19 protein-coding genes are annotated in these 22,991 nt (G+C 61.8%); 11 read left to right on the top strand and 8 right to left on the bottom strand.

Annotation, left to right across the window (positions count from 1 at the left end):
- Positions 1-25 precede the first annotated feature (25 nt).
- A complete protein-coding gene (locus tag P3T22_RS03665) occupies positions 26-1,219 on the bottom strand; it encodes an acyltransferase family protein (RefSeq protein WP_429324244.1) in 1,194 nt (397 codons plus the stop codon).
- A gap of 242 nt (positions 1,220-1,461) precedes the next feature.
- Between P3T22_RS03665 and P3T22_RS03660 the strand changes: the two genes are divergently transcribed.
- Together P3T22_RS03660 and galU are read left to right on the top strand one after the other, a co-directional pair.
- Complete coding sequence (locus P3T22_RS03660) at positions 1,462-1,605, top strand: hypothetical protein (RefSeq protein WP_181448365.1); 144 nt, start codon at positions 1,462-1,464, stop codon at positions 1,603-1,605.
- 302 nt (positions 1,606-1,907) lie between these two features.
- Positions 1,908-2,825, top strand: a complete 918-nt coding sequence (galU, locus tag P3T22_RS03655; protein ID WP_063496212.1) for a UTP--glucose-1-phosphate uridylyltransferase GalU — start codon at positions 1,908-1,910, stop codon at positions 2,823-2,825.
- A gap of 174 nt (positions 2,826-2,999) precedes the next feature.
- Here galU and P3T22_RS03650 read toward each other — a convergent pair whose 3' ends face one another.
- Both P3T22_RS03650 and P3T22_RS03645 read right to left on the bottom strand, forming a co-directional pair.
- Positions 3,000-5,174 carry a malate synthase G gene (locus tag P3T22_RS03650; RefSeq protein ID WP_063496211.1) on the bottom strand — a complete coding sequence of 725 codons (2,175 nt, stop codon included), beginning with the start codon at positions 5,172-5,174 and terminating at the stop codon, positions 3,000-3,002.
- Between the two features lie 103 nt (positions 5,175-5,277).
- Positions 5,278-5,682: a heme-binding protein gene (locus tag P3T22_RS03645; protein WP_063496210.1), complete on the bottom strand. Its 405-nt coding sequence runs from the start codon at positions 5,680-5,682 to the stop codon at positions 5,278-5,280.
- Positions 5,683-5,967: 285 nt separating this feature from the next.
- Between P3T22_RS03645 and P3T22_RS03640 the strand changes: the two genes are divergently transcribed.
- The 3 genes from P3T22_RS03640 (at position 5,968) to P3T22_RS03630 (ending at position 11,164) form a co-directional block, all read left to right on the top strand.
- Positions 5,968-6,843 (top strand): MOSC domain-containing protein, encoded by an 876-nt coding sequence (locus P3T22_RS03640; protein WP_063496209.1) that lies wholly within the window; start codon positions 5,968-5,970, stop codon positions 6,841-6,843.
- 365 nt (positions 6,844-7,208) lie between these two features.
- Positions 7,209-9,749 carry a nitrite reductase large subunit NirB gene (gene nirB / locus P3T22_RS03635; protein ID WP_063496208.1) on the top strand — a complete coding sequence of 847 codons (2,541 nt, stop codon included), beginning with the start codon at positions 7,209-7,211 and terminating at the stop codon, positions 9,747-9,749.
- A 47-nt stretch (positions 9,750-9,796) separates the two neighbouring features.
- Positions 9,797-11,164: an MFS transporter gene (locus P3T22_RS03630; protein WP_063496207.1), complete on the top strand. Its 1,368-nt coding sequence runs from the start codon at positions 9,797-9,799 to the stop codon at positions 11,162-11,164.
- A gap of 72 nt (positions 11,165-11,236) precedes the next feature.
- Here the strand turns inward: P3T22_RS03630 and P3T22_RS03625 are convergent, their stop codons facing one another.
- A complete protein-coding gene (locus tag P3T22_RS03625) occupies positions 11,237-12,394 on the bottom strand; it encodes a porin (protein ID WP_063496206.1) in 1,158 nt (385 codons plus the stop codon).
- A gap of 272 nt (positions 12,395-12,666) precedes the next feature.
- Here P3T22_RS03625 and aldA point away from each other — a divergent pair, with 272 nt between their 5' ends.
- From aldA to P3T22_RS03605, 4 genes are all read left to right on the top strand, one after another.
- Positions 12,667-14,091: an aldehyde dehydrogenase gene (gene aldA / locus P3T22_RS03620; RefSeq protein WP_429324243.1), complete on the top strand. Its 1,425-nt coding sequence runs from the start codon at positions 12,667-12,669 to the stop codon at positions 14,089-14,091.
- Positions 14,092-14,243: 152 nt separating this feature from the next.
- Positions 14,244-15,566 (top strand): MFS transporter, encoded by a 1,323-nt coding sequence (locus P3T22_RS03615; RefSeq protein ID WP_063496204.1) that lies wholly within the window; start codon positions 14,244-14,246, stop codon positions 15,564-15,566.
- Complete coding sequence (locus P3T22_RS03610; protein ID WP_429324242.1) at positions 15,567-16,784, top strand: mandelate racemase/muconate lactonizing enzyme family protein; 1,218 nt, start codon at positions 15,567-15,569, stop codon at positions 16,782-16,784.
- A gap of 102 nt (positions 16,785-16,886) precedes the next feature.
- Positions 16,887-18,548: a GMC family oxidoreductase gene (locus P3T22_RS03605; protein WP_429324241.1), complete on the top strand. Its 1,662-nt coding sequence runs from the start codon at positions 16,887-16,889 to the stop codon at positions 18,546-18,548.
- A 146-nt stretch (positions 18,549-18,694) separates the two neighbouring features.
- Here P3T22_RS03605 and P3T22_RS03600 read toward each other — a convergent pair whose 3' ends face one another.
- The gene (locus tag P3T22_RS03600; RefSeq protein ID WP_429324240.1) at positions 18,695-19,621 is read right to left on the bottom strand and encodes a LysR substrate-binding domain-containing protein; all 927 of its coding nucleotides are present in this window, start codon (positions 19,619-19,621) and stop codon (positions 18,695-18,697) included.
- 1 nt (position 19,622) lies between these two features.
- Between P3T22_RS03600 and P3T22_RS03595 the strand changes: the two genes are divergently transcribed.
- The gene (locus P3T22_RS03595; protein ID WP_063496200.1) at positions 19,623-19,883 is read left to right on the top strand and encodes a hypothetical protein; all 261 of its coding nucleotides are present in this window, start codon (positions 19,623-19,625) and stop codon (positions 19,881-19,883) included.
- On the opposite strand, the gene P3T22_RS03590 is transcribed toward P3T22_RS03595, so the two are convergent.
- Together P3T22_RS03590 and tam are read right to left on the bottom strand one after the other, a co-directional pair.
- Positions 19,880-20,245: a hypothetical protein gene (locus tag P3T22_RS03590; RefSeq protein WP_063496199.1), complete on the bottom strand. Its 366-nt coding sequence runs from the start codon at positions 20,243-20,245 to the stop codon at positions 19,880-19,882. The genes P3T22_RS03595 and P3T22_RS03590 overlap by 4 nt on opposite strands.
- Positions 20,246-20,412: 167 nt before the next feature.
- The gene (gene tam, locus P3T22_RS03585) at positions 20,413-21,189 is read right to left on the bottom strand and encodes a trans-aconitate 2-methyltransferase (RefSeq protein WP_063496198.1); all 777 of its coding nucleotides are present in this window, start codon (positions 21,187-21,189) and stop codon (positions 20,413-20,415) included.
- A gap of 147 nt (positions 21,190-21,336) precedes the next feature.
- Between tam and P3T22_RS03580 the strand changes: the two genes are divergently transcribed.
- Positions 21,337-22,233, top strand: a complete 897-nt coding sequence (locus P3T22_RS03580; RefSeq protein ID WP_063496197.1) for a LysR family transcriptional regulator — start codon at positions 21,337-21,339, stop codon at positions 22,231-22,233.
- A 3-nt stretch (positions 22,234-22,236) separates the two neighbouring features.
- Here P3T22_RS03580 and P3T22_RS03575 read toward each other — a convergent pair whose 3' ends face one another.
- Positions 22,237-22,884: a GntR family transcriptional regulator gene (locus tag P3T22_RS03575; RefSeq protein ID WP_063496196.1), complete on the bottom strand. Its 648-nt coding sequence runs from the start codon at positions 22,882-22,884 to the stop codon at positions 22,237-22,239.
- Positions 22,885-22,991 lie beyond the last annotated feature (107 nt).

Genomic DNA, 22,991 nt, shown 5'->3' with positions numbered 1-22,991 from the left:
TCCTGAGGGCCTTCGCTCCGTTTTTTTATCGCGCCGTGCGCGGCTTGAAACTCGCCGACCACTTCATTGCCGGGAGTTCGACCAGCCGGTAGAACACGTACGCCACCGGCACCGCCACCAGCATGTAGCCGAACGACGGCCAGATCGACATTTGCAGCGACGAGCGGAACAGAATGGACGACAGCAGCACGAAGATCGGCAGATGGATCAGATACAGCGAGAAGCTGAAGTCGCCGAAGCGCGACAAAAGACGCACGCCTGGCGTATCCGCATTGCGGCGTTCCAGCGCCTTATACAGGTAGAACGCGAAACCGACCGCCCAGAACTGGAATGCGCCGTACTGCCCGAAATGGAACGCTGCGCAGCCGAGCGCGATGAACGCCGCGGCCAGCGCGTGGAGCCAGATCGACGAACGCGCATCCGGAGCGGCACGGGTCTTCGCATCGGCGATCCACGCACCGAGCGTCCACGAAAACCAATAGGACGTGAAGAACTGGATATCGTGGCGCTCGAGCACATAGGCGGACACCACGTTGATCGCCGCGACGATCGCCAGCACGGACGTCATGCCCAGCCGCCGGCGCAGCGCGAATAGCAGCGGATAGATCGCGTAGAACTGCACTTCGAGCGATAGCGTCCAGAGCGCGCCGTTCGATCCATACGTCTTGCCGGCCACGCCTTGCAGCGAAAACAGATTGACAAGGAACGCCTGCAGGCCGATCTCGCGGATCTTGTGATTGACCGGCGGCAACTGCAAGCTGAACCAGTCGAGCGCAAAAGTCAGCACGAGCGCCGCCAGCAGCACCGGATAAATGCGCGCAAAGCGGCGCACCCAGAAATTGCCGGTGTCGAGCCGGTAGTCGGGATTTTTCGCGAGGCGCAGCGCGCCGCCACGATGAATGCAGTAGCCGCTGATCACGAAGAAAATCGGCACACCGGCCGAGCCCCACGCAATCGGGAACGTCAGATACGCGGCAATCGTACTAAGACTGAATGAATGGCCGACGCTTTGGTGAAAGGTCTGCATGCCAACCCATTCGACCTGGCGGCAATGAAAATACGCGACCAGAAGCGCGGCGAAGCCCCGCATTGCGTCAATCACGTGTTCCTTGCCGGCGCTGTCGGCTAGCGTTTCGCTCTGCGCGCGCGGCGCGGCTGCCGGCCGTGACGGGGCGAGGGGCAGGGATGAGCCGGCGGCATTCAGGGCTGAGTCGCTCATGCGCGGTCCTTATTCTGAAGGAAGAAAAAGCTTATTGCCGGGCGCGCCGTACGCGCCCGTGGTGCATCACATGCTAGTGCACCACGGAGGCAAAAAATCCATAAAAAATTGCGTATCGAATCGAATTAAATGGCGATTTTGTGACGAATTGTAATTAGGCATAAGCACATGCTACAGCGAATTATTTGCCGGTTTTTTCGTGCTAATTTAAGGCACGGATTCTCTTGACCTGAGGTGAAGTCATGAACCTGCATTTACTCGCCGGCATTGCCGTGCTGCTGATCCTTGTCGCCGCCTCCGCCTACCGGGAGGCGCTGCGCAACGAGCCGATCCGCCGTTTTCGGATCAACCCAGGCAAGCTGCCTCAACTCGAAGAGCACGAGTGAGCGGCGCCCGGGAGCGCCTGAGCGGGTCCGCGATTCGCGTCCGGACCCGTTTGAGGCTCGCCGATATCCGCTTCGCCGAATACGTAAAATTTTCGGGATTTCCGGAAATAATTCGATCCCGCTACGTAATTGTTTCCTGATACAGGCCACGATCGGGAATGACGAAAGAGAATCGATTTATTTATTCGAATCGAAAAAATAACGCCAGAAATGAATTAATTTTTTGTTAGTCTTTTCGGCGACATCGAGTGGCCGCCAGGCCCGCGACACACTAATTTCTAACCGATGTGGGAATGCCTACCATGCTGAAAGTCACCAAAGCTGTGTTTCCCGTAGCGGGCCTCGGGACACGATTCCTGCCGGCTACCAAAGCAAGTCCCAAGGAAATGCTGCCGATCGTCGACAAGCCGCTGATCCAATACGCGGTTGAAGAGGCGATTGCCGCCGGCATCACCGAGATGATCTTCGTGACGGGCCGCAGCAAGCGCGCTATCGAAGATCATTTCGATAAATCCTACGAGATCGAAGCGGAACTCGAAGCGCGCAACAAGCAGAAGCTGCTCGACCTCGTGCGCAGCATCAAGCCGGCCAACGTCGACTGCTTCTATGTGCGTCAGGCCGAAGCGCTCGGTCTGGGCCATGCGGTGCTGTGCGCCGAAAAACTGGTGGGCGGCAGCCCGTTCGCCGTGATTCTGGCGGATGACTTGCTGCACAGCGAGAAGCCGGTGATGAGCCAACTCGTGGACACGTTCAACCACTATCACAGCTCGGTGATCGGCGTCGAAACCATCGCGCGTGAAGACAGCCGCTCGTACGGCGTCGTGGACGGCCGCGAGTGGGAAGACAATGTGATCAAGCTGTCGGGCATCGTCGAAAAGCCGGCACCGGACAAGGCGCCGTCGAACCTCGGCGTGGTGGGCCGCTATGTGCTGATGCCGACCATCTTCAAGCATATCCGTGCGCTCAAGCCGGGGGCCGGCGGTGAGCTGCAATTGACCGATGCGGTGCAATCGCTGCTGACTGAAGAGCAGGTTCTCGCGTACCGCTACTTCGGCACGCGCTTCGATTGCGGCAGCAAGCTGGGCTACCTGAAGGCGACGGTTGAATTCGCGCTGCGTCATCCGGAAGTGAAAGCGGATTTCGAAGCGTATCTGCAATCGTATCTGCAGGCGAATATGCAGGCCAGCGTGCCGGCGCAATATACGGCTGAAGCGGCTTAAGGATAAGAGGCCGCTTCAACAGCTTCTACAGCTTCAAGCAGCAGCAACGCGCAAATTAAAAAACGGGCGCCGCATTATCCGGCGCCCGCCTTTTTTTTCGGCCTGGTTTTCGGCTGCGACCCGGGCGGGCCCGAAAGATCGAGCCTTATACCCAAGCCACCGCCAAAGAAGCCTTTACTGCTCCTTCTTCACTTCCAGCCGGAACTTATGCAGCAACGGTTCCGTATAGCCGCTCGGCTGCTGGCGCCCCTCGAATACCAGCGCTTGCGCGGCCTTGAACGCCAGCGTGTCGAAGCCCGGCGCCATCGGCTTGTAGTGCGGATCGCCCGCGTTCTGCTCGTCGACCACCTTCGCCATACGCTTGAAAGTCTCGTCGACCAGCTCGCGCGTCACCACGCCGTGATGCAGCCAGTTAGCGATGTGCTGGCTGGAAATACGCAGCGTCGCCCGGTCTTCCATCAGGCCGACGTTGTGAATGTCCGGCACCTTTGAGCAGCCCACGCCCTGATCGATCCAACGCACCACGTAGCCGAGAATGCCTTGCGCGTTGTTCTCGATTTCGCTGCGAATCTCGTCCGCGTTCCACTTCGCCTCGGCGACGACCGGAATCGTCAGCAGGCCGTCGAGCAGTTCGTCGCGCACTGTCGAGTAGTCCGTGCGTTCGAGTTCCTGCTGAATCGCCTGCACGTCGATCTGGTGATAGTGCAGCGCGTGCAGCGTCGCGGCGGTCGGCGAGGGCACCCATGCGGTGTTCGCGCCGGCCTTCGGATGCACGATCTTCTGTTCGAGCATGGCATGCATCAGATCGGGCATCGCCCACATGCCCTTGCCGATCTGCGAGCGGCCACGCAGGCCCGCGCTCAAACCGACCAGCACGTTGCTGCGTTCGTACGCCGTAATCCATGCGCTCGACTTCATGTCGCCCTTGCGCATCATCGGGCCGGCTTCCATTGCCGAGTGCATTTCGTCGCCGGTGCGGTCGAGGAAACCCGTGTTGATAAACGCGACACGCTCGGACGCTTCGCCGATACAGGCGAGCAGATTGACGCTCGTGCGGCGCTCCTCATCCATGATGCCCATCTTGATCGTGTTGCGCGGCAGCTTGAGCAGGTCTTCGACGCGCGCGAACAGCTCGCTCGCGAACGCGACTTCGGCCGGGCCGTGCATTTTCGGCTTCACGATATAGATCGAGCCGGTGCGCGAATTCAGCTTGTGCTTGCGGTCGTGCAGCGCGCACAGCGTGGTGATGACGGCATCGAGAATGCCTTCCGGAATCTCGTGCCCGTCTTTGGTCAGCACGGCCGGGTTCGTCATCAAATGGCCGACGTTGCGGATGAACAGCAGCGAGCGGCCATGCAGCACGACCGGCGCTGTGCCGTTCGCGGCGGTGTACACGCGGTCGGCGTTCAGACGGCGCGTGAAGGTCTTGCCGCCCTTCGTGACTTCCTCCGCCAGGTCGCCATTCATCAGGCCGAGCCAGTTGCGATAGAGCTGGACCTTGTCGTCCGCGTCGACTGCTGCAACGGAGTCTTCGCAGTCGATGATCGTGCTCACCGCCGCTTCGACCAGCACGTCCTTCACATGCGCCGAATCGGATTTGCCGATCGAATCGTTCGCGTCGATCTGGATTTCGAAGTGCAGGCCGTTGTGCTTCAACAGCACGGCGGACGGTGCGCTCGCATCGCCCTGATAGCCGATGAATTGCGCCGGCGCTTTCAGTTCGGTCTTGCCGCTCTTCAGCGTGACGACGAGCTTGCCGCCTTCGACGCTAAAAAGCGTGGCGTCGGCGTGCGAGCCGTTCGTGAGCGGTGCGGCCTGATCGAGAAACTTGCGGGCATATGCGATCACCGCGGCGCCGCGCACCGGGTTAAAGGCCTTCTGCTTTTCGGCGCCGTTGGTTTCGGGGATCGCATCGGTGCCGTACAGCGCGTCGTACAGGCTGCCCCAGCGTGCGTTCGCTGCGTTCAGCGCATAGCGCTGATTCGACAGCGGCACGACGAGCTGCGGTCCGGCCTGTTCGGCGATTTCAGTGTCCACCTGGTCGGTCGTGGCTTTGACGCTCGCCGGCACCGGCACGATGTAGCCGATGCCTTCGAGGAAGGCGCGGTACGCGCGCAGATCGCGCACCGGGCCCGGATTGGCGCGATGCCAGGTGTCGAGTTCGGTTTGCAGGCGGTCGCGCTCGGCCAGCAGCGCACGGTTTTTGGGCGCCAGCTCGTGCACGAGGGCGTCGAAACCTGACCAGAATGCGGCGCTGTCGATACTGGTGCCGGGCAGGGCTTCGGTTTCGACGAACTGGTCGAGATTGGCGGCGACTTGCAGTCCACCGCGCGGGTTCATCTGAGTCATCGACTGCTCCATCTTTGAATGGGACCGATGAGGGGGCATCGGTCCGTGTTGTGCGTCGTTTTTATTGCCGTCGCTTTGAACGGATTTCGAGCGAAATGCGAACTTAAGCGGCGATTGCCTGAATACCCGCGCGGGCGATTTGCGCGTCCTGATCCGACTTCACGCCCGACACGCCGACCGCGCCGACCACCTGGCCGTCGACGATCACCGGCACGCCGCCTTCCAGCGTGCCTTGCAGCGGCGCGCTCAGGAATGCGGTGCGGCCGTTGTTGATCATGTCTTCGTATACCTTGGTTTCGCGGCGGCCGATCGCCGAAGTGCGGGCTTTTTCCGTCGCGATGTACGAACTGGCCGGCGAGCTGCCGTCCAGACGCAGCATGCCGAGCGGGTGACCGCCATCGTCGACCACCACGATGGCGACGGCCCACTGGTTCTTCTCGGCCTCCGCGCGGGCGGCTTCGAGGATTCGGGTCGTTTCGGCAACGGTCAACACGGGTTTGCTCAGCATAATCAATTTCCTGTTTCGGTTACGGTAGGGATGCTTCCAGGCAAACTTGCCAGCCTTGTTTTAGCCAGAGCGCTTCGCCTGGGGATTTTACGTCCAAGCGCGGCCGGAAGAAACGGCCGCATGGCCCAGCCGGTTTCAAGCAGCGCGCCGAATCCCGCCGGATTCGGGATCCCCCGGCGCAAACCCTCGCTCAGCAGGCGTGCCGAGGCAGGACGTTCAATGCGCCGCAGCGTTTTACAATCGGGCATCAACACAAGAAATCGCGTGTTCCTCACGCTCCACACCATGCCCACCATCAGCGAGCTTTTTGTCTATCCGATCAAATCCTGCGCCGGCATTGCGCTCAATGAAGCACGCCTGCTCGCCACCGGCCTCGAATACGACCGATACTGGATGGTCACCGACCCGGGCGGTGCGATGCTCACACAGCGCGCGTATCCCCGCATGGCGCTGATTCATGTCGAACTCGGCGAGCGTGACCTCGTGATTCGCGCGCCGGGCATGAGCGAGTTGCGCACGCCGCTCGACGCCGCCGGACTCAGCGCGCCGCAACCGGTGCAAACCGTGGTTTGGGACGACGCGGCCTACGGGCTTGACGCCGGCGAAGAAAGCGCCGCCTGGTTTTCAGCGTTTCTCGGCGTGCCGGCGCGGCTTCTGCGCTTCAATCCCGAGCGCGCGCGGATTGTCGATCCGGACTACACCGGCAGTGTCGGCGGCGCCACCACGCATTTCGCCGATGGTTTTCCGCTGCTGGTGATCGGCCAGGCCTCGCTCGACGATCTGAACCGGCGCCTGAACAGTAAGGGCGCTCCGTCGATTCCGATCGACCGGTTTCGCCCCAACGTCGTACTGACGGGACTCGATGCGTACGAAGAGGATTATGTCGAGAGCCTGAATGTCGACGCAGCCGGGGATCGGGCCGTGCAGTTGCAACTGGTCAAGCTGTGCTCGCGCTGCCCGATGCCGACCATCGATCAGGCGAAGGGCGCGCCCGATCCCGATTGGCCGAACGAGCCCACCGACACCATGAGCCTCTACCGGGCGAATCCGCAGCGAAATGGTGCGCTGACGTTCGGCAACAATGCAGTCGTTGCGCGCGGCGCCGGAACGTGGCTGCGCGTCGGGCAAGCGGTCGAGGCCGAATTGGGCTTTGGTGATTAGGCTGGGCTCAAGCACGCGCGCAGTGCTGCGTCGCACCACCCCTGTGCCTCGCTGCATCAAAACGTATTGCGCCCCGGACTGACGGCACGTCTGTGCCATTCGCCGCCGGGCCCCGTGCCACGGTGCTGCAGTGGGAATTTTGCACGGTTGGCACAAGCTTTGCATTAAGCCTGTCATCGGATCAACGTGGATCCGTCGCGAGCGCAACAACATGGCGCTCGCCGCAGCACAGGTCAGGACAACGGCGTCCCCCGAATTCAGTCATCGACTGGGTTCGCGGGACGCCGTTTTTATTTCCGGAATCGCTTTCGCGCAGCAGCCCTTCGGCAGCGATTCGAGCCCAGCACATTGAGGAAGCCGCGGTCATGAAAATCATCGTTATCGGTCACGGGATGGTCGGCCACAAACTGGTCGAATGCCTCGCACAAGACGCGGCGCACGGCCTCGATATCACCGTGCTGTGCGAAGAATCCCGCCCGGCGTACGACCGTGTGCATCTGTCCGAATTCTTCGCAGGCAAGACGGCGGACGATCTGTCGCTCGTCGAGCCGGGCTTCTTCGAACGCCAGAACGTCTTGCTGAAGCTGAATGCGAAAGCCGTGGCGATCGATCGCGACGCGCGCACCGTGACGGTATCGACCGGTGAGACGCTACCGTACGACAAGCTGGTGTTCGCCACGGGCTCCTATCCATTCGTGCCTCCCGTGCAAGGCCGTGAACGCGCCGACTGCTTCGTCTACCGCACCATCGACGACCTCGAAGCGATGCAGGAATGCGGCGCCCGCTCGAAGACCGGCACGGTGGTCGGCGGCGGCCTGCTCGGTCTTGAATGCGCGAAGGCACTGCGCGACATGGGCCTGCAAACGCACGTGGTCGAATTCGCGCCGCGCCTGATGGCGGTTCAGGTCGACGAAGGCGGCGGCCGCGTGCTGCGCACCAAGATCGAGGAACTCGGCGTGACGGTGCACACGCAGAAGAACACCTCGGCGATTGTCGACGGCGAAAACGGCACGCATCGCATGCAATTCGCCGACGGCAGCTTCCTCGACACGGACATGATCGTGTTCTCCGCGGGCATTCGTCCGCGTGACGACCTTGCACGCGAGAGCGGCCTCGCGCTCGGCGAACGCGGCGGCATCGTGATCGACAACGCGTGCCGCACCAGCGACCCGCACATCTATGCGATCGGCGAGTGCGCGTTGTGGAACGGTCAACTGTTCGGCCTCGTCGCGCCGGGTTATGACATGGCGCGCACGGTGGCGAAGCAACTGCTCGGCGACTCGGCGGAATTCGCCGGCGCCGACATGAGCACCAAGTTGAAGCTGATGGGCGTGGACGTCGCCAGCATCGGCGACGCGCACGGCAACACGCCGGGCAGCCGCGCGTATCAGTTCAGCGACGAACGCAAACAGGTCTACAAAAAGCTGGTGGTGTCCGAGTGCGGCAAGTATCTGCTCGGCGGCGTGATGGTCGGCGACGCGAGCGAATACGGCACGCTGCTGCAGATGATGTTGAACCGGATCGAGTTGCCGGCATCGCCCGAATTCCTGATCCTGCCGTCGTCCGACGGTCTGGCGAAACCCGCGCTCGGCGTCGAGGCATTGCCCGCCGGCGCGCAGATCTGCTCGTGCAACAACGTCTCGAAGGGCGACCTGTGCGCCGCCGTGTGCGCGGGCGCGACCGACATCGGCGCGTTGAAGTGCGCGACCCAGGCCGGCACCTCGTGCGGCGGCTGCGTGCCGCTCGTCACGCAGGTGATGAAAGCGGAGATGAAAAAGCAGGGCCTCGCGGTCAACAACCACCTGTGCGAACACTTCGCGTATTCGCGCCAGGAGTTGTATCACATCGTGCGCGTAGAGGGTTTGCGCAGCTTCGGCGAATTGCTGGAGAAGCACGGCCACGGCCTCGGCTGCGACATCTGCAAGCCGGCTGTGGCGAGCATCCTCGCCTCGTGCTGGAACGAATTCGTGCTGAAGAAAGAGCACGCTTCGCTCCAGGATACCAACGATTACTACCTCGCCAACATCCAGCGCGGCGGCACCTATTCCGTTGTGCCACGCATGGCAGGGGGTGAAGTGACGCCCGACGGTTTGATCGCGGTCGGTCAGGTGGCGAAGAAATACGGCCTCTATACGAAGATCACCGGTGGCCAGCGGGTCGACCTGTTCGGCGCGCGGGTCGAGCAACTGCCGTTCATCTGGGAAGAACTGATCGCGGCCGGCTTCGAATCGGGCCATGCGTATGGCAAATCGTTGCGCACGGTGAAGTCGTGTGTGGGTTCGACGTGGTGCCGCTACGGAGTCGGCGATTCGGTGGGCCTCGCGATCGAACTCGAGAACCGCTACAAAGGCTTGCGCACGCCGCACAAAATCAAGTTCGGCGTATCCGGCTGCACTCGCGAATGCGCGGAGGCGCAGGGCAAGGACGTCGGCATCATCGCCACCGAGAAGGGCTGGAATCTCTACGTCTGCGGCAACGGCGGCATGAAGCCGCGCCATGCCGAATTGCTTGCCTCGGATCTCGACAAGGAATCGCTGGTGCGCTACATCGACCGCTTCCTGATGTTCTACGTGCGCACGGCCGACCGTCTGCAACGCACCAGCGTGTGGCGCGACAACCTCGAAGGCGGGCTCGACTATCTGATCGACGTGGTCGTCAACGATCACCTCGGCGTGGCCGCGGAGCTCGAAGCGGAAATGCAGCACGTGGTCGAAACCTACGAATGCGAATGGAAGAAAGCCGTCACCGATCCTGAAACGCGCAAGCGCTTCCGTCACTTCGTCAACAGTGGCGAGCCGGACAGTAACGTCGCCTTCGTCGAGGAGCGCGGCCAGATCCGGCCCGCGACGACAGCCGAGCGGCGCTCGAAGCTCGCTTCGATTCCGGTGGTTGCCGAAACCGTCTGATTCTTTCCCGTGTCATTCACTGAGAACTTCATATTTGAGGATGCCTGATGAAAAACGTGATGAACTCCCTAAAAAGTGGGGACTGGCGCGCGCTAGTAGCGTGTTTTCTCTATTTCGACACCGGCTTCACCGTCTGGGTTCTGTATGGGCCGCTCGCGCCGTTCATCAGCAAGAGCGTTGCAATGACGCCTGCGCAGCAAGGTTTGCTGGTCGCCGTGCCGGTGCTGTCGGCGGCGATCCTGCGCGTGACGCTCGGTAACCTCTATCAATCGGCGCACGGCAAACGCATCGCGCTGATGGGCGTGTTGCTGTCGGCGGTGCCGACGATCGTGCTGCCGTTGTTGCCGTTCGTGCCGTCGTATACCTTGCTGCTGGTGCTCGGCGTGTTCCTCGGCGTGGGCGGTGCAAGCTTCGCGGTGGCGCTGCCGATGGCCGGCAGCAACTATCCGCCGAAAGTGCAGGGCCTGGTACTGGGTCTTGCCGCCGCGGGCAATATCGGCGCGGTGCTCGACGGCTTCCTGTTCCCGCAACTTGCGGCGCACTACGGATGGCAAATGGCGACTGCCGGCGCACTGCCGTTGCTCGCGATTGCTGCGATCACGCTGTACTTCTGGGCCAACGATTCCGGTATCAAATCGGGCAGCGTGTTGCGCGCGTTCGGCAGCTTTGCGGTAACGCTGGCCGGTTTGATCGTACTCGTGCTGCTGGTCGAAGCGGGCTTGTTCGGTTCGGGCAAGACCGGTGTGCTGCTGTTGCCGGTGGTCGGTGCGCTGCTGGCGATTGCGGTGCTGCCCAAGCGCTATCGCGCGGTGCTGGCCGAGCGCGACACGTGGGTGATCATGCTGGTGTACAGCATCACGTTCGGTGGGTTTGTCGGCATGTCGTCGTATGTTTCGCTGCTGCTGACCAACCTGTATCAGTTGTCGAAGATCGACGCGGGTCTGTTCATGGCGCTGCTTGCCGCAACCGGCGCGATGGTGCGGCCGCTCGGCGGCCTGATTGCCGACAAGGTGTCCGGCGTGCGCGCGTTGACCTTACTGCTCGCGATCATTTCGCTGTGTGATTTCGTCTTCGCCGCCGCGATGCCGTCGATGGTGGGCGGGATTGCGCTGCTGCTGTGCCTGTACGTGGCCTTCGGTCTGGGGAATGGCGCGACCTTCCAGTTGGTGCCGCATCGTTGGGCGGGCCGCACTGGGCTGATGTCGGGCATCGTCGGCGCAGCCGGCGGTGTAGGCGGCTTTTATCTGCCGGTCGTGATGGGTATCGCGAAGGAGAGCACGGGCAGCTATCAGATGGGCTTTGCGACCTTCGGTGCGCTGGCGGCTTGCGCGTTTCTCGCGATCGTCGCACTGCGCCGTCCGTGGATGGCGTGGTCGATGCACAGCAGCGTGATGCACGTCCACGCAACGGAGTAATGCAACAGGATTTGAACATTTATGCCCGCGGAGCCGCTGACGGGGCGGCTCCTGCCCTCCAAACCCTGACGCTCAGAACTTGTGCCGCAGCGCAACCCGCGCGACGACCTGATTCCCCGTCGATGACGGCGCCTGCACGCCCGGAATGAACGCGTTGTCGAGAATCGAGTGGGTCGAGTCGCCCGCGACCTTCTGATACTCGCCCTGCACATAAACATCCGTGCGTTTGGACAAGTTGTAATCCGCCATCAACCCGACCGAGTGAATCTTCGGCTTCACGCTGCCAGTCGACGCATCGTAGTTCTCCATCGTGTACACATACTGCACGCCGATAAAGAAGGCCGGCGTGAACTGGTATTTGCCGTTCACTTCGAAGTTCTGGTATTTCAGCGTGTTCAACCCGACGCCGGATGCCGCCAGCGGGATGCCGATATAGCCGTTGCCGGTCGGATCCTTATAGTTCGAGTTGGTGTAGGCAAAACCGGCGGTCGCCGAACCGAACGTGTAGTTGATGCCGCCGCCGAACACCCGCATGCGCCCGGCGATGAAGCTCGCATCGTTCGCGGTGATCGCGCCGGTGGAGCCGACGCCCGGATTGTTCGCCTGCAGGTACGCGGCCGCAATCAGCAGGCCGCCGTTCGCATACTGGCCACCGAAGCTGTAGGCGCGGTTGTTCGCGAAGTTCGTGTCGTTGCTGAAGCTGTACACGCCGCCGAACTGGAAGCCCGCGATCTCCGGGCTCGCGTATTTCACGCTGTTGCCGAGACGGAACGAGTTGTCCGTATTGTCGTTGTCGTACGGGTGTGCAAACAGGTAGCCGGCCCAGTTGCCGTTGGCCGTGGTCTGCGCGAGGTAGTCGACCACCGAGTCGTACTGGCGTCCGAGTGTGACCGTGCCGAACCGGCCGTCGCTCAAACCCACGTAAGCCTGGCGGCCGAACATGCGGCCGCCCTGGCCGAGCCGCCCCGAACTCACGTCGAAGCCGTTTTCCAGCTGGAACACCGCCTTCATGCCGCCACCCAGATCTTCCGAACCCTTCATGCCCCAGCGGCTGCCTTGCGCATAACCGCTTGCCATTTCCCACACCGCGCCGCGCCCGGCGTTGTTGGTGTAGTCGATGCCTTCGTCCAGCACCCCGTACAAGGTCACGCTGCTTTGCGCGAAGGCTGACGAGGCCGTCAGCGAGGCGAGTGCGGTGAAGGCTGCGGTGGCGATGACATTCTTTTTCATTGTGAGCTCCAGACATTGGTCATGAGCGGCCCCGTGGTTCGAAACAGGGTTCGACCAGCCGCGAAGGCCGCCGCTTATTGGCAAAGCCCGGATTCTGCTATTCGAGATGGGAGTCGCGTATGAGGCACATCCCTGGATAAACGTGATTTTTTCGAATGTTTGTCCCGCGAATTATTCGCTTGTGGGGCGCCGTGCCTCCGGAGAAAAATTCCGTTCGTGCACCTTCGGCATGAAGGCAATGCGCTACCGCAGCCGCTTTTTCAGGAGACGACATGCGACTCGATCGGAATTTTGCTAACGGCTGCTTCATCGATGCGGCAAGCGACGAGCTCATCGCCGTCACCAACCCCGCCACCGAAGCCGTAATTGCCCACGTCACGGGCGCTACCCGGGCCGAGGTCATCGCCGCGGTCGACGCCGCCGCAGCCGCGCAAAAGGGCTGGCGCAAGCTGCCTTCGGCCGAGCGCGCGGTCTATCTGCACAAGTTCGCCGATGCCCTCGCCGAATGCGCGCCCGCCATTGGCGCGGCGCTCGCGCTGGAGTCGGGAAAGAGCGTTGCCGACGCCACCAATGAAGCGATCTACGCTGGCCAGATCACCCGCTACCACGCCGAATGGGCGCGCCGCATCGAAGGCGAGGTGATCCCGAGCGACACGCCCGACGAAAACCTCGTGCTGCATCGGGAGCCGATCGGTGTAGTCGCTTGCCTGATCCCATTCAACTATCCGGTCTATACGTTCATGCGCAAGGTGGCGCCTGCGCTGATCGCCGGCAACACGGTGGTGGTGCGCCCGAGCAACAACACACCGACCTCGGCGTTCGAGATCGCTAAGGCGGTTGAGAAGGCAGGGCTGCCGGCCGGCGTCGTCAACATTCTCGCGATGAATCATGCAACCGCCGAGGCGCTCTGTACGCATCCCAAGGTCGGCATGATCACGCTGACCGGCAGCGTCGGCGCCGGCCGCAAGGTGCTCGAATACTGCAAGGCGAACATCGCCAGGCCGTCGCTCGAACTGGGCGGCAAGACGCCCGCCATCATCGAGGCGGATGCCGATCTCGAGCAGGCCGCGCGCGATCTGGTTGCGTCCAAAACCACTCACTGCGGGCAGCTTTGCACGGCGATCGAACGCGTCTACGTGCAGGAGAGCGTGCATGACCGTTTTGTCGCACTGCTGAAAAAGCACATGAGCGCGGTGGAAAGCGGCGATCGCAGCGAACAGCCTTTGCTGATGGGGCCCCTTGTCAACGACGCCTCGCGTCAGTCGATTCACGGCATGGTCGAGCGCGCGATTGCCGCGGGCGCCACGCTCGAAACCGGCGGCAGACTGCCGCAAGGCAAGGGCTTTTTCTATCCGGCTACGCTGCTCTCGAACTGCCGTCAGGACATGGAAATCATCCAGGAAGAAAGCTTCGGTCCGATCATGCCGGTCGTCAAATACCGCACGCTCGACGAAGCGCTGGAAATGGCCAACGACCATCAGTTTGGTTTGTCGTCGGTGCTCTACACCGAGAACTATCGCAGCGCGATGAAAATCGCCAACGGCATCGAGGCGGGCGAGTTGTATGTGAACCGTACGCCAGCCGATCCGTATCAAGGTTTCCACGCGGGCTGGAAACGTTCGGGGCTCGGCGGCGACGACGGCAAGCACGGCATGCTCGAATTCACGCAGACCCGTCTCGTGGTCATGAAGTACTGAAGCTGCAACCGGCGCGTGCTGCGCGATTCGGAGTAGACAGCACGCGTCGCCTTGAAACCCACAGAAACGCAGCAAACTCGCTGCACTTATAACAACAAATTAGAGATCCGGCGGACCGTTTGAGCGGCGCTGTGTCTATCAGGAGAACTCAAGTGTCATCTCAACCTGTTCAATCCACCGCGTCGCTCGCCTCAAGCGACGCAGAAGCCGCACTGCAAGACAGCAAGGCTCACCGCTATATCCAGCTCATGTTGCTGGTGCTGGCGGCCGGCGCGATTTACCCGATTCTGTATCTTCGGCAGGTCTATCAGCCGACGATGCTCGAAGTGTTTCACATCACCGATAGTCAGCTCGGCTATCTGTATTCGTCGCTCGGCACGATCTTTCTGCTGAGCTACCTGCCGAGCGGCTGGCTCGCCGACCGGATCGCGCCGCGCCTGTTGATCTGCTTTTCGCTGATTGCAACCGGCGTGCTCGGTCTGTGGTATTCGACCGCGCCGTCGTTCAACGTGCTGATGCTGATCTTCGGCGGCTGGGGCTTGACGACTGGATTGACGTTCTGGGCTGCCGTCATCAAGCGCGTGGCAATGATCGCCGGCACGCACGAGCAGGGTCGCTTCTTCGGTTTGCTCGACGGCGGACGCGGCTTGATCGAAGCCATGCTCGCGACCATTGCGATCACGCTGTTCGCCTGGTTCACCCAGACCAAGGGGGAGCCGGTGGCGGCCGGTTTCAAGCTGGTCGTCTACATGTACGCCTTTCTGTGCATCGCGCTCGGTGTGGTGCTCGCGCTCGTCAAAGACCCGCAAGGCACAAAAGACGCCGCTGCCAACCGCGCCACGCGCAAACGCAGCAACGTGCTGGCCGATCTGAAAACGCTCGCGTCGATTCCCGCGTTGTGGCTGGTCGCGGCCATTGTGTTCTGCGGCTACCAGGTGTTTTGGGCCACCTACAGTTTCTCCGCGTATCTGCATGAAGGCGAGATCGGCTTGACGGTGGTGATGGCCGGCACGATCACCACGCTCAAGCTGTGGATGCGGCCGATCGGCGGCATCGGCGGCGGCTTTCTCGGCGACCGTTATTCGAAGGTCTCGGTGCTGGTGATCGCGCTCTTCCTCGCGGCACTGTCGCTGCTGGGCCTGATGGCGGCGCCGCGCATCTCGAGCCATGTGCTGCTGGTGTTCCTCGTGCTTTTCATCGGCATTCTGACTTACGCGATTCGCGGTCTGTACTGGTCGCTGCTGGACCGCTGCAATATCCCGGTCGAAACGATGGGCCTCGCCATTGGCCTGATCTCCGTACTCGGGTATTCGCCCGACGTGTTCCTGCCGTTGATCAATGGCTATCTGACGCAGAACTTCCCGGGTGTCTTCGGTTACCAGCTTTACTTCGGCTATGTGGCCGGAATGGCGGCGCTCGGCGGCTTTGCCGGCCTGGCGCTGAGAAACATGCTTAATACGAAAGGGGTTGCGTAAATGAAGGTCGTCTCGCTCGAAACGCATATCGTCGCCGTACCGCCGCCGCACGTGGGCGGCATGTACTGGATCTTCGTCAAACTCAAGACTGATTGCGGCATTGAAGGCGTCGGCGAAATCTATTCGGCGACGTTCCATCCGAAGGCGATGACGCACATCATCGACGATGTATTCGGCCGCTACCTGCTCGATAAAGATCCGCACCATATCGAGCGGCTCTGGCGTGAAGCGTATTCGAGCGGTTTCACGCAACGCCCCGATCTGACGATGATGGGCGTGGTCAGCGGGCTGGAAATGGCGTGCTGGGACATCATCGGCAAGGCGGCGAACAAGCCGGTGTACGAGTTGCTCGGCGGCATGGTGAACCCGCGCTTGCGCTCGTACACGTACCTGTATCCGAAGAACAGCCGCGGCGAATACGACTACGACGATCCCGATCTCGCCGCCGAATGCGCCGCTGAAAACGTAAAGCGCGGCTTCACCGCGGTGAAGTTCGATCCGGCGGGGCCGTATACGGCTTATTCGGGCCATCAACTGTCGATGGAAGTGCTCGACCGTTGCGAGACCTTCTGCCGGCGCGTGCGCGAAGCCGTCGGCAGCAAGGCCGATCTGCTGTTCGGCACGCATGGGCAGATGGTGCCGTCCTCGGCAATCCGGCTTGCCAAACGTCTCGAGAAATACGATCCGCTGTGGTTCGAAGAACCGGTGCCGCCGGGCCAGGAAGGCGCGATGGCGCAAGTCGCGCAGCACACGAGCATTCCGATTGCCGCGGGCGAGCGCCTGACCACCAAGTATGAATTCTTCAAGCTGCTCGAAGCGGGTGCCGCGTCGATCCTGCAACTGAACGTGGCGCGTGTGGGCGGCCTGCTCGAAGCGAAGAAAGTCGCCGCGATCGCCGAGGTGTATTACGCGCAGATCGCGCCGCATCTGTACAACGGGCCGATCGGCGCGGCGGCCAGCATTCAGCTCGCAGCCTGCACGCCGAACTTCCTGATTCAGGAAAGCATCGGCACGTGGGACGGCTTCCATGCGGCCGTGTTGAAGAAGCCGATTCAATGGGAAGACGGCTACATCATTCCTTCGCGGGAACCGGGCTTGGGCGTGGAGTTGAACATGGACGTCGTGCGGCAGCACACGCCGTACACCGGCGAGCGTCTGCATCTGCAAATGGCCGCGCTTCCCGCCGACGTGAAAGATCTCGCGCCGGCCAAGGGTTGAACCCGGATTGAACCCGTCGGGTTCGACCTGCGGGAGTCGACCTGTGAGTTTCAACCCGATTTTCGCATTCAATGGACTGAGCGCCCTCGGGCGACATAGAGCATGAACTACGATTACATCATCGTCGGCGCGGGTTCGGCGGGCTGCATTCTCGCCAATCGCCTTTCGGCGTCAGGTCAATATTCGGTACTGCTGCTCGAAGCGGGCGGCAAGGACAGTTCGTTCTGGTTCAAGATCCCGGTGGGTTTCACCAGGACGTACTACAACGAAACCTATAACTGGATGTACTACAGCGAACCCGAAAAGGAACTCGACAACCGGCCGATCTATTGCCCGCGCGGCAAAGTACAGGGCGGTTCCGGTTCGATCAACGCCATGATCTATGTGCGTGGCCAGCCGCATGATTTTGACGACTGGGCCGCGGCCGGCAACCCGGGCTGGGCATTTCGCGACGTGCTGCCGTATTTCCGCAAGCTCGAATCGCATCCGCTCGGCAACACCGAGTATCATGGCGCGGACGGCCCGATCCGTATCTCGCCGATGAAGGATGAGGTCCATCCGATCTGCCGCGTGTTCCTGAAGGGCTGCGACCAGGCCGGCTATAAGCGCAGCGACGACTTCAACGGTGCACGATTCGAAGGCGCCGGCATCTACGACGTGAATACGCGCAACGGGCGGCGGTCGTCGAGCAGCTTCGAATACCTGCATCCGGTGCTGACGCGCAAGAATCTGAAGGTCGAGCGTGAGGTGCTGGCAAGCCGCGTGCTATTCGACGGGAACCAACGGGCAATTGGCGTGACCGTTACGCAGAACGGCACTACGCGTCAGTTCATGGCGACCCGTGAGGTGATTCTGTCGGCCGGTGCGGTCGATTCGCCCAAGCTGCTGCAACTCTCGGGCGTAGGCGATAGCGCATTGCTGGCGAAGCATCGCATTGCGATGGTCAAGGAACTGCCCGCTGTGGGGCAGAATCTGCAGGACCATCTGTGCGTGAGTTTCTACTATCGCGCGAACGTGAAGACGCTGAACGACGAGATGCGGCCGTTGCTCGGCAAGCTCAAGCTCGGCCTGCAGTATCTGCTGACACGCAAGGGGCCGCTCGCGATGAGCGTGAACCAGTCGGGCGGGTTCTTCAAGGGCAACGATCGGGAAGCACAGCCGAATTTGCAGCTTTACTTCAATCCGCTGTCGTATCGGATTCCGAAGAGTAATAAGGCGAATCTCGAACCCGAGCCGTATTCGGGCTTCCTGCTGGCATTCAATCCGTGCCGGCCGACGAGCCGCGGTTCGATCGAAATCGCGTCGAACCGTGCGGAAGACGCCGCGAAAATCCGCATCAACGCGTTAACCACGGAGAAGGACATCGACGAAGTGATCCAGGGTTGCGAGCTGGTGCGCAAGGTGATGGCATCGCCGGCGTTGAAGGAGATCACGGTCGAGGAAATTTCGCCGGGGCCGCAGGTTAATACGCGTGAAGGCTTTCTGCAGTATTTCCGCGAGCAATCAGGTTCGATCTATCACCTGTGCGGCTCGTGCGCGATGGGCGACGACCCGCGCACCTCGGTGGTGGATGCGCGTTTGCGGGTGCATGGCATTGCCGGCTTGCGCGTGGTCGATGCGTCGATCTTTCCGAATATCACGTCGGGCAATATCAATGCGCCGACGATGATGGTGGCGGAGAAGGGCGCCGAGATGATTCTTGAGGATGCCGCCATCGAAGCCACCTTTAGGCCCGAAGCGGCGGAACTGGCTGCTGCCGCCTGACGCTGCCCGAGGGTTGGCGGTGGAGCTTCAAAGCGGTAGAAAACTGCGCCGATGCGACGCCATCGGCGCGGTCTTTTATGTCAGGTAAACGCCGCATCTTGCACGCCGCAACGCGGAGCAATGATGCATGGCAAACATCAACCCTCTCAGCCTGACTGTGCCGACTCCGACGAATCGAGTGCGCGTTCGGTCAGCCAGATTTCCTGCTGCAGCCAGTCGCGGAACAGCGCGACGTGCGGCAACTCGTCCTGCTCTGCGCGCGTAACGAGCCAATACGACTGGTGGCCGTCGACGTGCACATTGAGCACTTGTACCAACTGCCCCTCCGCCAGCTCACGCCCGATCATGTGACGATCGGCGATCGTCACGCCAAGCCCGTCGATAGCGGCCCGGATCGCGTGATCGAGCAGATCGAACTCGTAGCCGCCGCGGGTGTCGACGTTTTCAATGCCGGCCGCCTTTAACCAATGCTGCCAGGTCAGATAGCGCTGATCGGCGCTCGCGAGCACGTGCAGCAGCGTGAACTGATTCAGGTCGATGGGCGCGCGGCCGGCCTGACGCGCAAGCAACGCGGGCGCGCAGACAGCGATGTGCCGTTCGTTCATCAGCAGACGGTTGTCGAAACCGTCCCACTCGCCGTTGCCGAAGCGGATGGCGCAGTCAAGCACGCCCGATTCGGCGAGATTGTCGTCGACGCGGGTCGACAGGCTGAGTTCGAGATGCGGGTGCGCATCACGCAAACGTCCGAGGCGCGGCATCAGCCAGCGGCTCGTGAAGGTGGGCGGCGCGTTGATACGCAGGCGGTTGCGGTGGGTTTTCTCTTGCAGGCTGCGGACCGTGAGCTCGATCCGGTCGAATGATTGTTGCAGTGCTTGCAGGAGGATGCGGCCGGCGGCCGAGAGCTCCAGATGGTGGTGGTGACGCTGGAGCAACGTCTCGCCGAGTTGGGCTTCCAGTTGCCGGACTTGCCGGCTGACCGCGCTTTGTGTCACGTTCAGCAGTTCCGCTGCGCGGGTAAAGCTGCCCGTGCGGCCAGCGACTTCGAAGGCTTTTAGCGCGTTCAGCGCAGGCATTTTGCGTTTCAAGTTTGGGCTCAGGGGGGCTTTGCGCGGCGGCGCGGGTGCTTTGCAGGGCGCGGTGTACAGCTTGCCGAAGCGGACGGCGGTCTATGCGGTGGTGATCGGGCAGAAAATCGGGCAGAAATCCTCAGGCGCCGGACTGGGGATCAATCCGTCGACGGGGCAAACGGAGAATCTGGCGCAGATTCCGAATATCGTCAATTCGGACACGGATAAACAGCTCTCGGTGATCGTCGGCCTGCGGCACAATTTTTAATCTGCCAGGCGCTTGTCCGCTAGCGCGTTCTGGCAATCCGTCAGCACCTGCTTCACCAGTCGCGCTTGCGGGTCAAGCTCGTCCGTATCGAGAATCTCCTCGACAGCATCCCGCGCCCAATCGGCCTCGACAAATTTCGCGTGCCGCCGCGCAATCTCCAGTGCGGTTGCCGACAACCTGGCGATACTCAGCCAGTCTGCTTCCCGGGACCGATGGTCGAGCCACTTATGGGCGGCCTGCACGTGAAACGCCGCGTCAGGCCAGTCCTCATTCAGGTAATAAGCGCCAAGGCAGCCGCATGTGAGCCAGCACAACAGCTCCAAACGGTCCCGTGGACTCAGATGATGGCGTACATCACTCATGGCGACGCTCGCTGCTGTAAATTGCGTTCCGGTGGGGACGGCAAGCCGCCCTCCGCTTACGTTACACAATATCACGCAGAATTCACGAGCGGCAATGCCTGACTGACCCTGGCGGCTCCGGCACCACAAATACTACGCGGCGGCAACCGGCAACCGGCGCGGCCCTGCTAGCGCGTAGCGACGATAAACAGCCGCGGGAACGGCAACAACACGGTGCCGTCGGCCAGGGCCGGATAAGCCTGCGCGATCGCATCCCGGTAACGCTCCAGAAAGGGGCCTTCTTCGCTGTCGTCGAGTTCGGCGAGGAACGGTCTCAGCGCGCTGCCCTTGAACCATTCGACCACCGCGTCCGCGCCGCCAGCGAGCGGGTGGTGGTAGACGGTGCGCCACACGTCGACCCGCGCGCACTGCGGTTTGAGCAGCTTGTAGTACCAGTCGACGCCGTGGCGCATGGTGCGTTCCACGCCCCTCAGTTTGTTGGCCCAAGGGCCGTCCGCCGCGATTTCGCGCAGCAGGCGGTGCGCGGGTTCGTCGAGGTTGTCCGGCATTTGCACGGCAAGACTGCCCCCCTGCGCAAGTTTCTTCACCAGTGACGGAAACAGCTGCTCATGATTCGGCACCCACTGCAGCACGGCATTGGCGAGGATCAGGTCGTAAGAGCCCGGCGCGGCCCAGTTCGAAATGTCGCTCACCTCGAACTGGAATTGCGGCAGGCGCTTCCTGGCCGCCGCGATCATGTCGGCGGAACTGTCCAGACCGCTGACCGCCGCGCCGGGCAGGCGGGCTGCCAGCACCTCGGTGGAGTTGCCGGGGCCGCAGCCGATGTCCACCGCCACTTGCCCATCCGTCGCCGGGACCGCTGCAAGCAGATCCCTGACTGGACGCGTGCGCTCGTTTTCGAACAACACGTACTGCTTTGCAACCCAATTTGTCGATGAATTCATCTCACGCTCCTTTGTCTCGATGGCTGGACCGTTTCCGCTGACATCCGCTCAATGCGTGCGATGTCAAAACGATCCAATCCGCTCATTCTGTGCGGTGGCGAAGGCGGAGTAAAATGAATTTATCATTCCAATTCCTTCATTTTTCTAATGAAAATCGACACGCTCGGCGTCCAGGCGTTCGTCGCGATCGCGGATCGCGGCAGCTTTCAAAGCGCCGCCGATTCACTGCACGTCACGCAAACGGCCATTACGCAACGTCTGCGTAAGCTCGAAACGTTTCTGGGCGTCACGCTGATCGAGCGGACCACCCGCTCCATGGCGCTGACGGAAATAGGGCGCAGTTTTCTACCGCAGGCGCGCCGCTTGTTGGGCGAGCTTGCCGACGCGCTGGTGGAGATTCGTGAGACGGGTGTGGCCCGTCGCGGCGACGTGTCGATCGCCTGCGTGCCGACCGTGGGCGTGCAGTATCTGCCGCGCATTTTGCAGGCGTACGCCGCGCGTTATCCGCATAACCGCATCAAGATTCTCGATCACGCGTCGTCAGCGGTGGAGGAGGCGGTGTTGCGCCGGGAGGTGGAGTTCGGCATCAATATCGCCGGTGAGCATCATCCGGATCTCGCCAGCGTGCCGTTGACGGAAGACCGCTACGTGCTGATTTGCCATGAAGATCATCCTCTGGCAAAACGGCGGCGCATCGCCTGGCCGCAACTGCAACCCTATCCGCTGATTTTTGCCGGCGAGGTCAGCGGCAATCGCGCATTGCTCGATGTTGCACTGGAAAAGAGCGAACTGGCGCTGCGTTCCTTTTATGAAGTGCAACGCAGTTCGACGGCTGTCGGCCTGGTCGCTCAAGGGGTGGGCGCGGCCGTCGTGCCGGCGCTCGCCATTCAGAAGGGTGCGTATCCGACGGTTCGCACCGTCGAGCTCACGCATCCGGTGGTCTCGCGCACGCTGGTCCTCGTGGCGCGCAAGACCGCTCAGTTATCGCCGGCGGCGCAGGCGCTCTACGACATGATTCTCGAACAGGCGACGCTGAAAGCGTGATCCCTACAAACATTGCTCCCGCAAACAACTCGCCGCATGGCTCAGGTCGTGCTCGATCGCGCGTCGCACGCCGGCCGCATCGCGCGCCTTCGCGGCGTTCAGCAATTCGTCGTGCGCATCGTTGAGCGTGCCGGCAAACTGCGCCTCGCCAAACAACAGATTCGAAATCGGCCCGACCTGCAGCCACACCGTTTCGATCAACTCGAGCAGAAGCGGCGAGCCGGCCGCGCGGTACAGAATCAGATGGAACGCTTCGTTGGCGTCGAGATAGGCCTTGGCGTCGGCAGTCCGCAGGGCCCGCGCCATCTCCTCGTTCAGTTTTTCCAGCGCTTCCAGATCGTGCGCACTGAGATGCGGTACGCCCAGTTCGGCGGCCTGGCCTTCGAGAATCAGGCGCACGCGCAGCACATCGTCGAATTGCTGTTTCGACAGACGGGGCACCGTCACGCCGCAATTAGGCACGTTCACCAGCGCCGATTCTGCTGCAAGGCGCTGCAAGGCGGAGCGCACCGGCATCTCGCCCACGCCGAGTTCGGCGGCGACGTGACGGATCTTGATGCGCTCGCCCGGCACGAAGCGCCCGATCGTCAGCCATTGCCGCAGCGTTTCGTAGGTCTGGTCCTGCAGCGTGTGATGGCGCGAAGTTTTCATAAAGCTCAGTGCGGCGACCGAAATAAAGCTGCAAAAAGGCTGCAAAAGAGGCTGCCCAAAGGCTGCAAAAAAGGCCGACAGTCTAGCGCCGGCCGCGCTCGATCAAC

This window comes from Paraburkholderia sp. GAS348 (assembly GCF_050434205.1).
Lineage (GTDB): Bacteria > Pseudomonadota > Gammaproteobacteria > Burkholderiales > Burkholderiaceae > Paraburkholderia.
This window is presented reverse-complemented; position numbering and strand designations above follow the sequence as displayed.

Bases quoted from the DNA above. Each gene is read 5' to 3' on its own strand.
- P3T22_RS03665 (WP_429324244.1), bottom strand. From the start codon at position 1,219: ATGAGCGACTCAGCCCTGAATGCCGCCGGCTCATCCCTGCCCCTCGCC.
- P3T22_RS03660 (WP_181448365.1), top strand. From the start codon at position 1,462: ATGAACCTGCATTTACTCGCCGGCATTGCCGTGCTGCTGATCCTTGTC.
- galU (WP_063496212.1), top strand. From the start codon at position 1,908: ATGCTGAAAGTCACCAAAGCTGTGTTTCCCGTAGCGGGCCTCGGGACA.
- P3T22_RS03650 (WP_063496211.1), bottom strand. From the start codon at position 5,174: ATGACTCAGATGAACCCGCGCGGTGGACTGCAAGTCGCCGCCAATCTC.
- P3T22_RS03645 (WP_063496210.1), bottom strand. From the start codon at position 5,682: ATGCTGAGCAAACCCGTGTTGACCGTTGCCGAAACGACCCGAATCCTC.
- P3T22_RS03640 (WP_063496209.1), top strand. From the start codon at position 5,968: ATGCCCACCATCAGCGAGCTTTTTGTCTATCCGATCAAATCCTGCGCC.
- nirB (WP_063496208.1), top strand. From the start codon at position 7,209: ATGAAAATCATCGTTATCGGTCACGGGATGGTCGGCCACAAACTGGTC.
- P3T22_RS03630 (WP_063496207.1), top strand. From the start codon at position 9,797: ATGAAAAACGTGATGAACTCCCTAAAAAGTGGGGACTGGCGCGCGCTA.
- P3T22_RS03625 (WP_063496206.1), bottom strand. From the start codon at position 12,394: ATGAAAAAGAATGTCATCGCCACCGCAGCCTTCACCGCACTCGCCTCG.
- aldA (WP_429324243.1), top strand. From the start codon at position 12,667: ATGCGACTCGATCGGAATTTTGCTAACGGCTGCTTCATCGATGCGGCA.
- P3T22_RS03610 (WP_429324242.1), top strand. From the start codon at position 15,567: ATGAAGGTCGTCTCGCTCGAAACGCATATCGTCGCCGTACCGCCGCCG.
- P3T22_RS03605 (WP_429324241.1), top strand. From the start codon at position 16,887: ATGAACTACGATTACATCATCGTCGGCGCGGGTTCGGCGGGCTGCATT.
- P3T22_RS03600 (WP_429324240.1), bottom strand. From the start codon at position 19,621: ATGCCTGCGCTGAACGCGCTAAAAGCCTTCGAAGTCGCTGGCCGCACG.
- P3T22_RS03590 (WP_063496199.1), bottom strand. From the start codon at position 20,245: ATGAGTGATGTACGCCATCATCTGAGTCCACGGGACCGTTTGGAGCTG.
- tam (WP_063496198.1), bottom strand. From the start codon at position 21,189: ATGAATTCATCGACAAATTGGGTTGCAAAGCAGTACGTGTTGTTCGAA.
- P3T22_RS03580 (WP_063496197.1), top strand. From the start codon at position 21,337: ATGAAAATCGACACGCTCGGCGTCCAGGCGTTCGTCGCGATCGCGGAT.
- P3T22_RS03575 (WP_063496196.1), bottom strand. From the start codon at position 22,884: ATGAAAACTTCGCGCCATCACACGCTGCAGGACCAGACCTACGAAACG.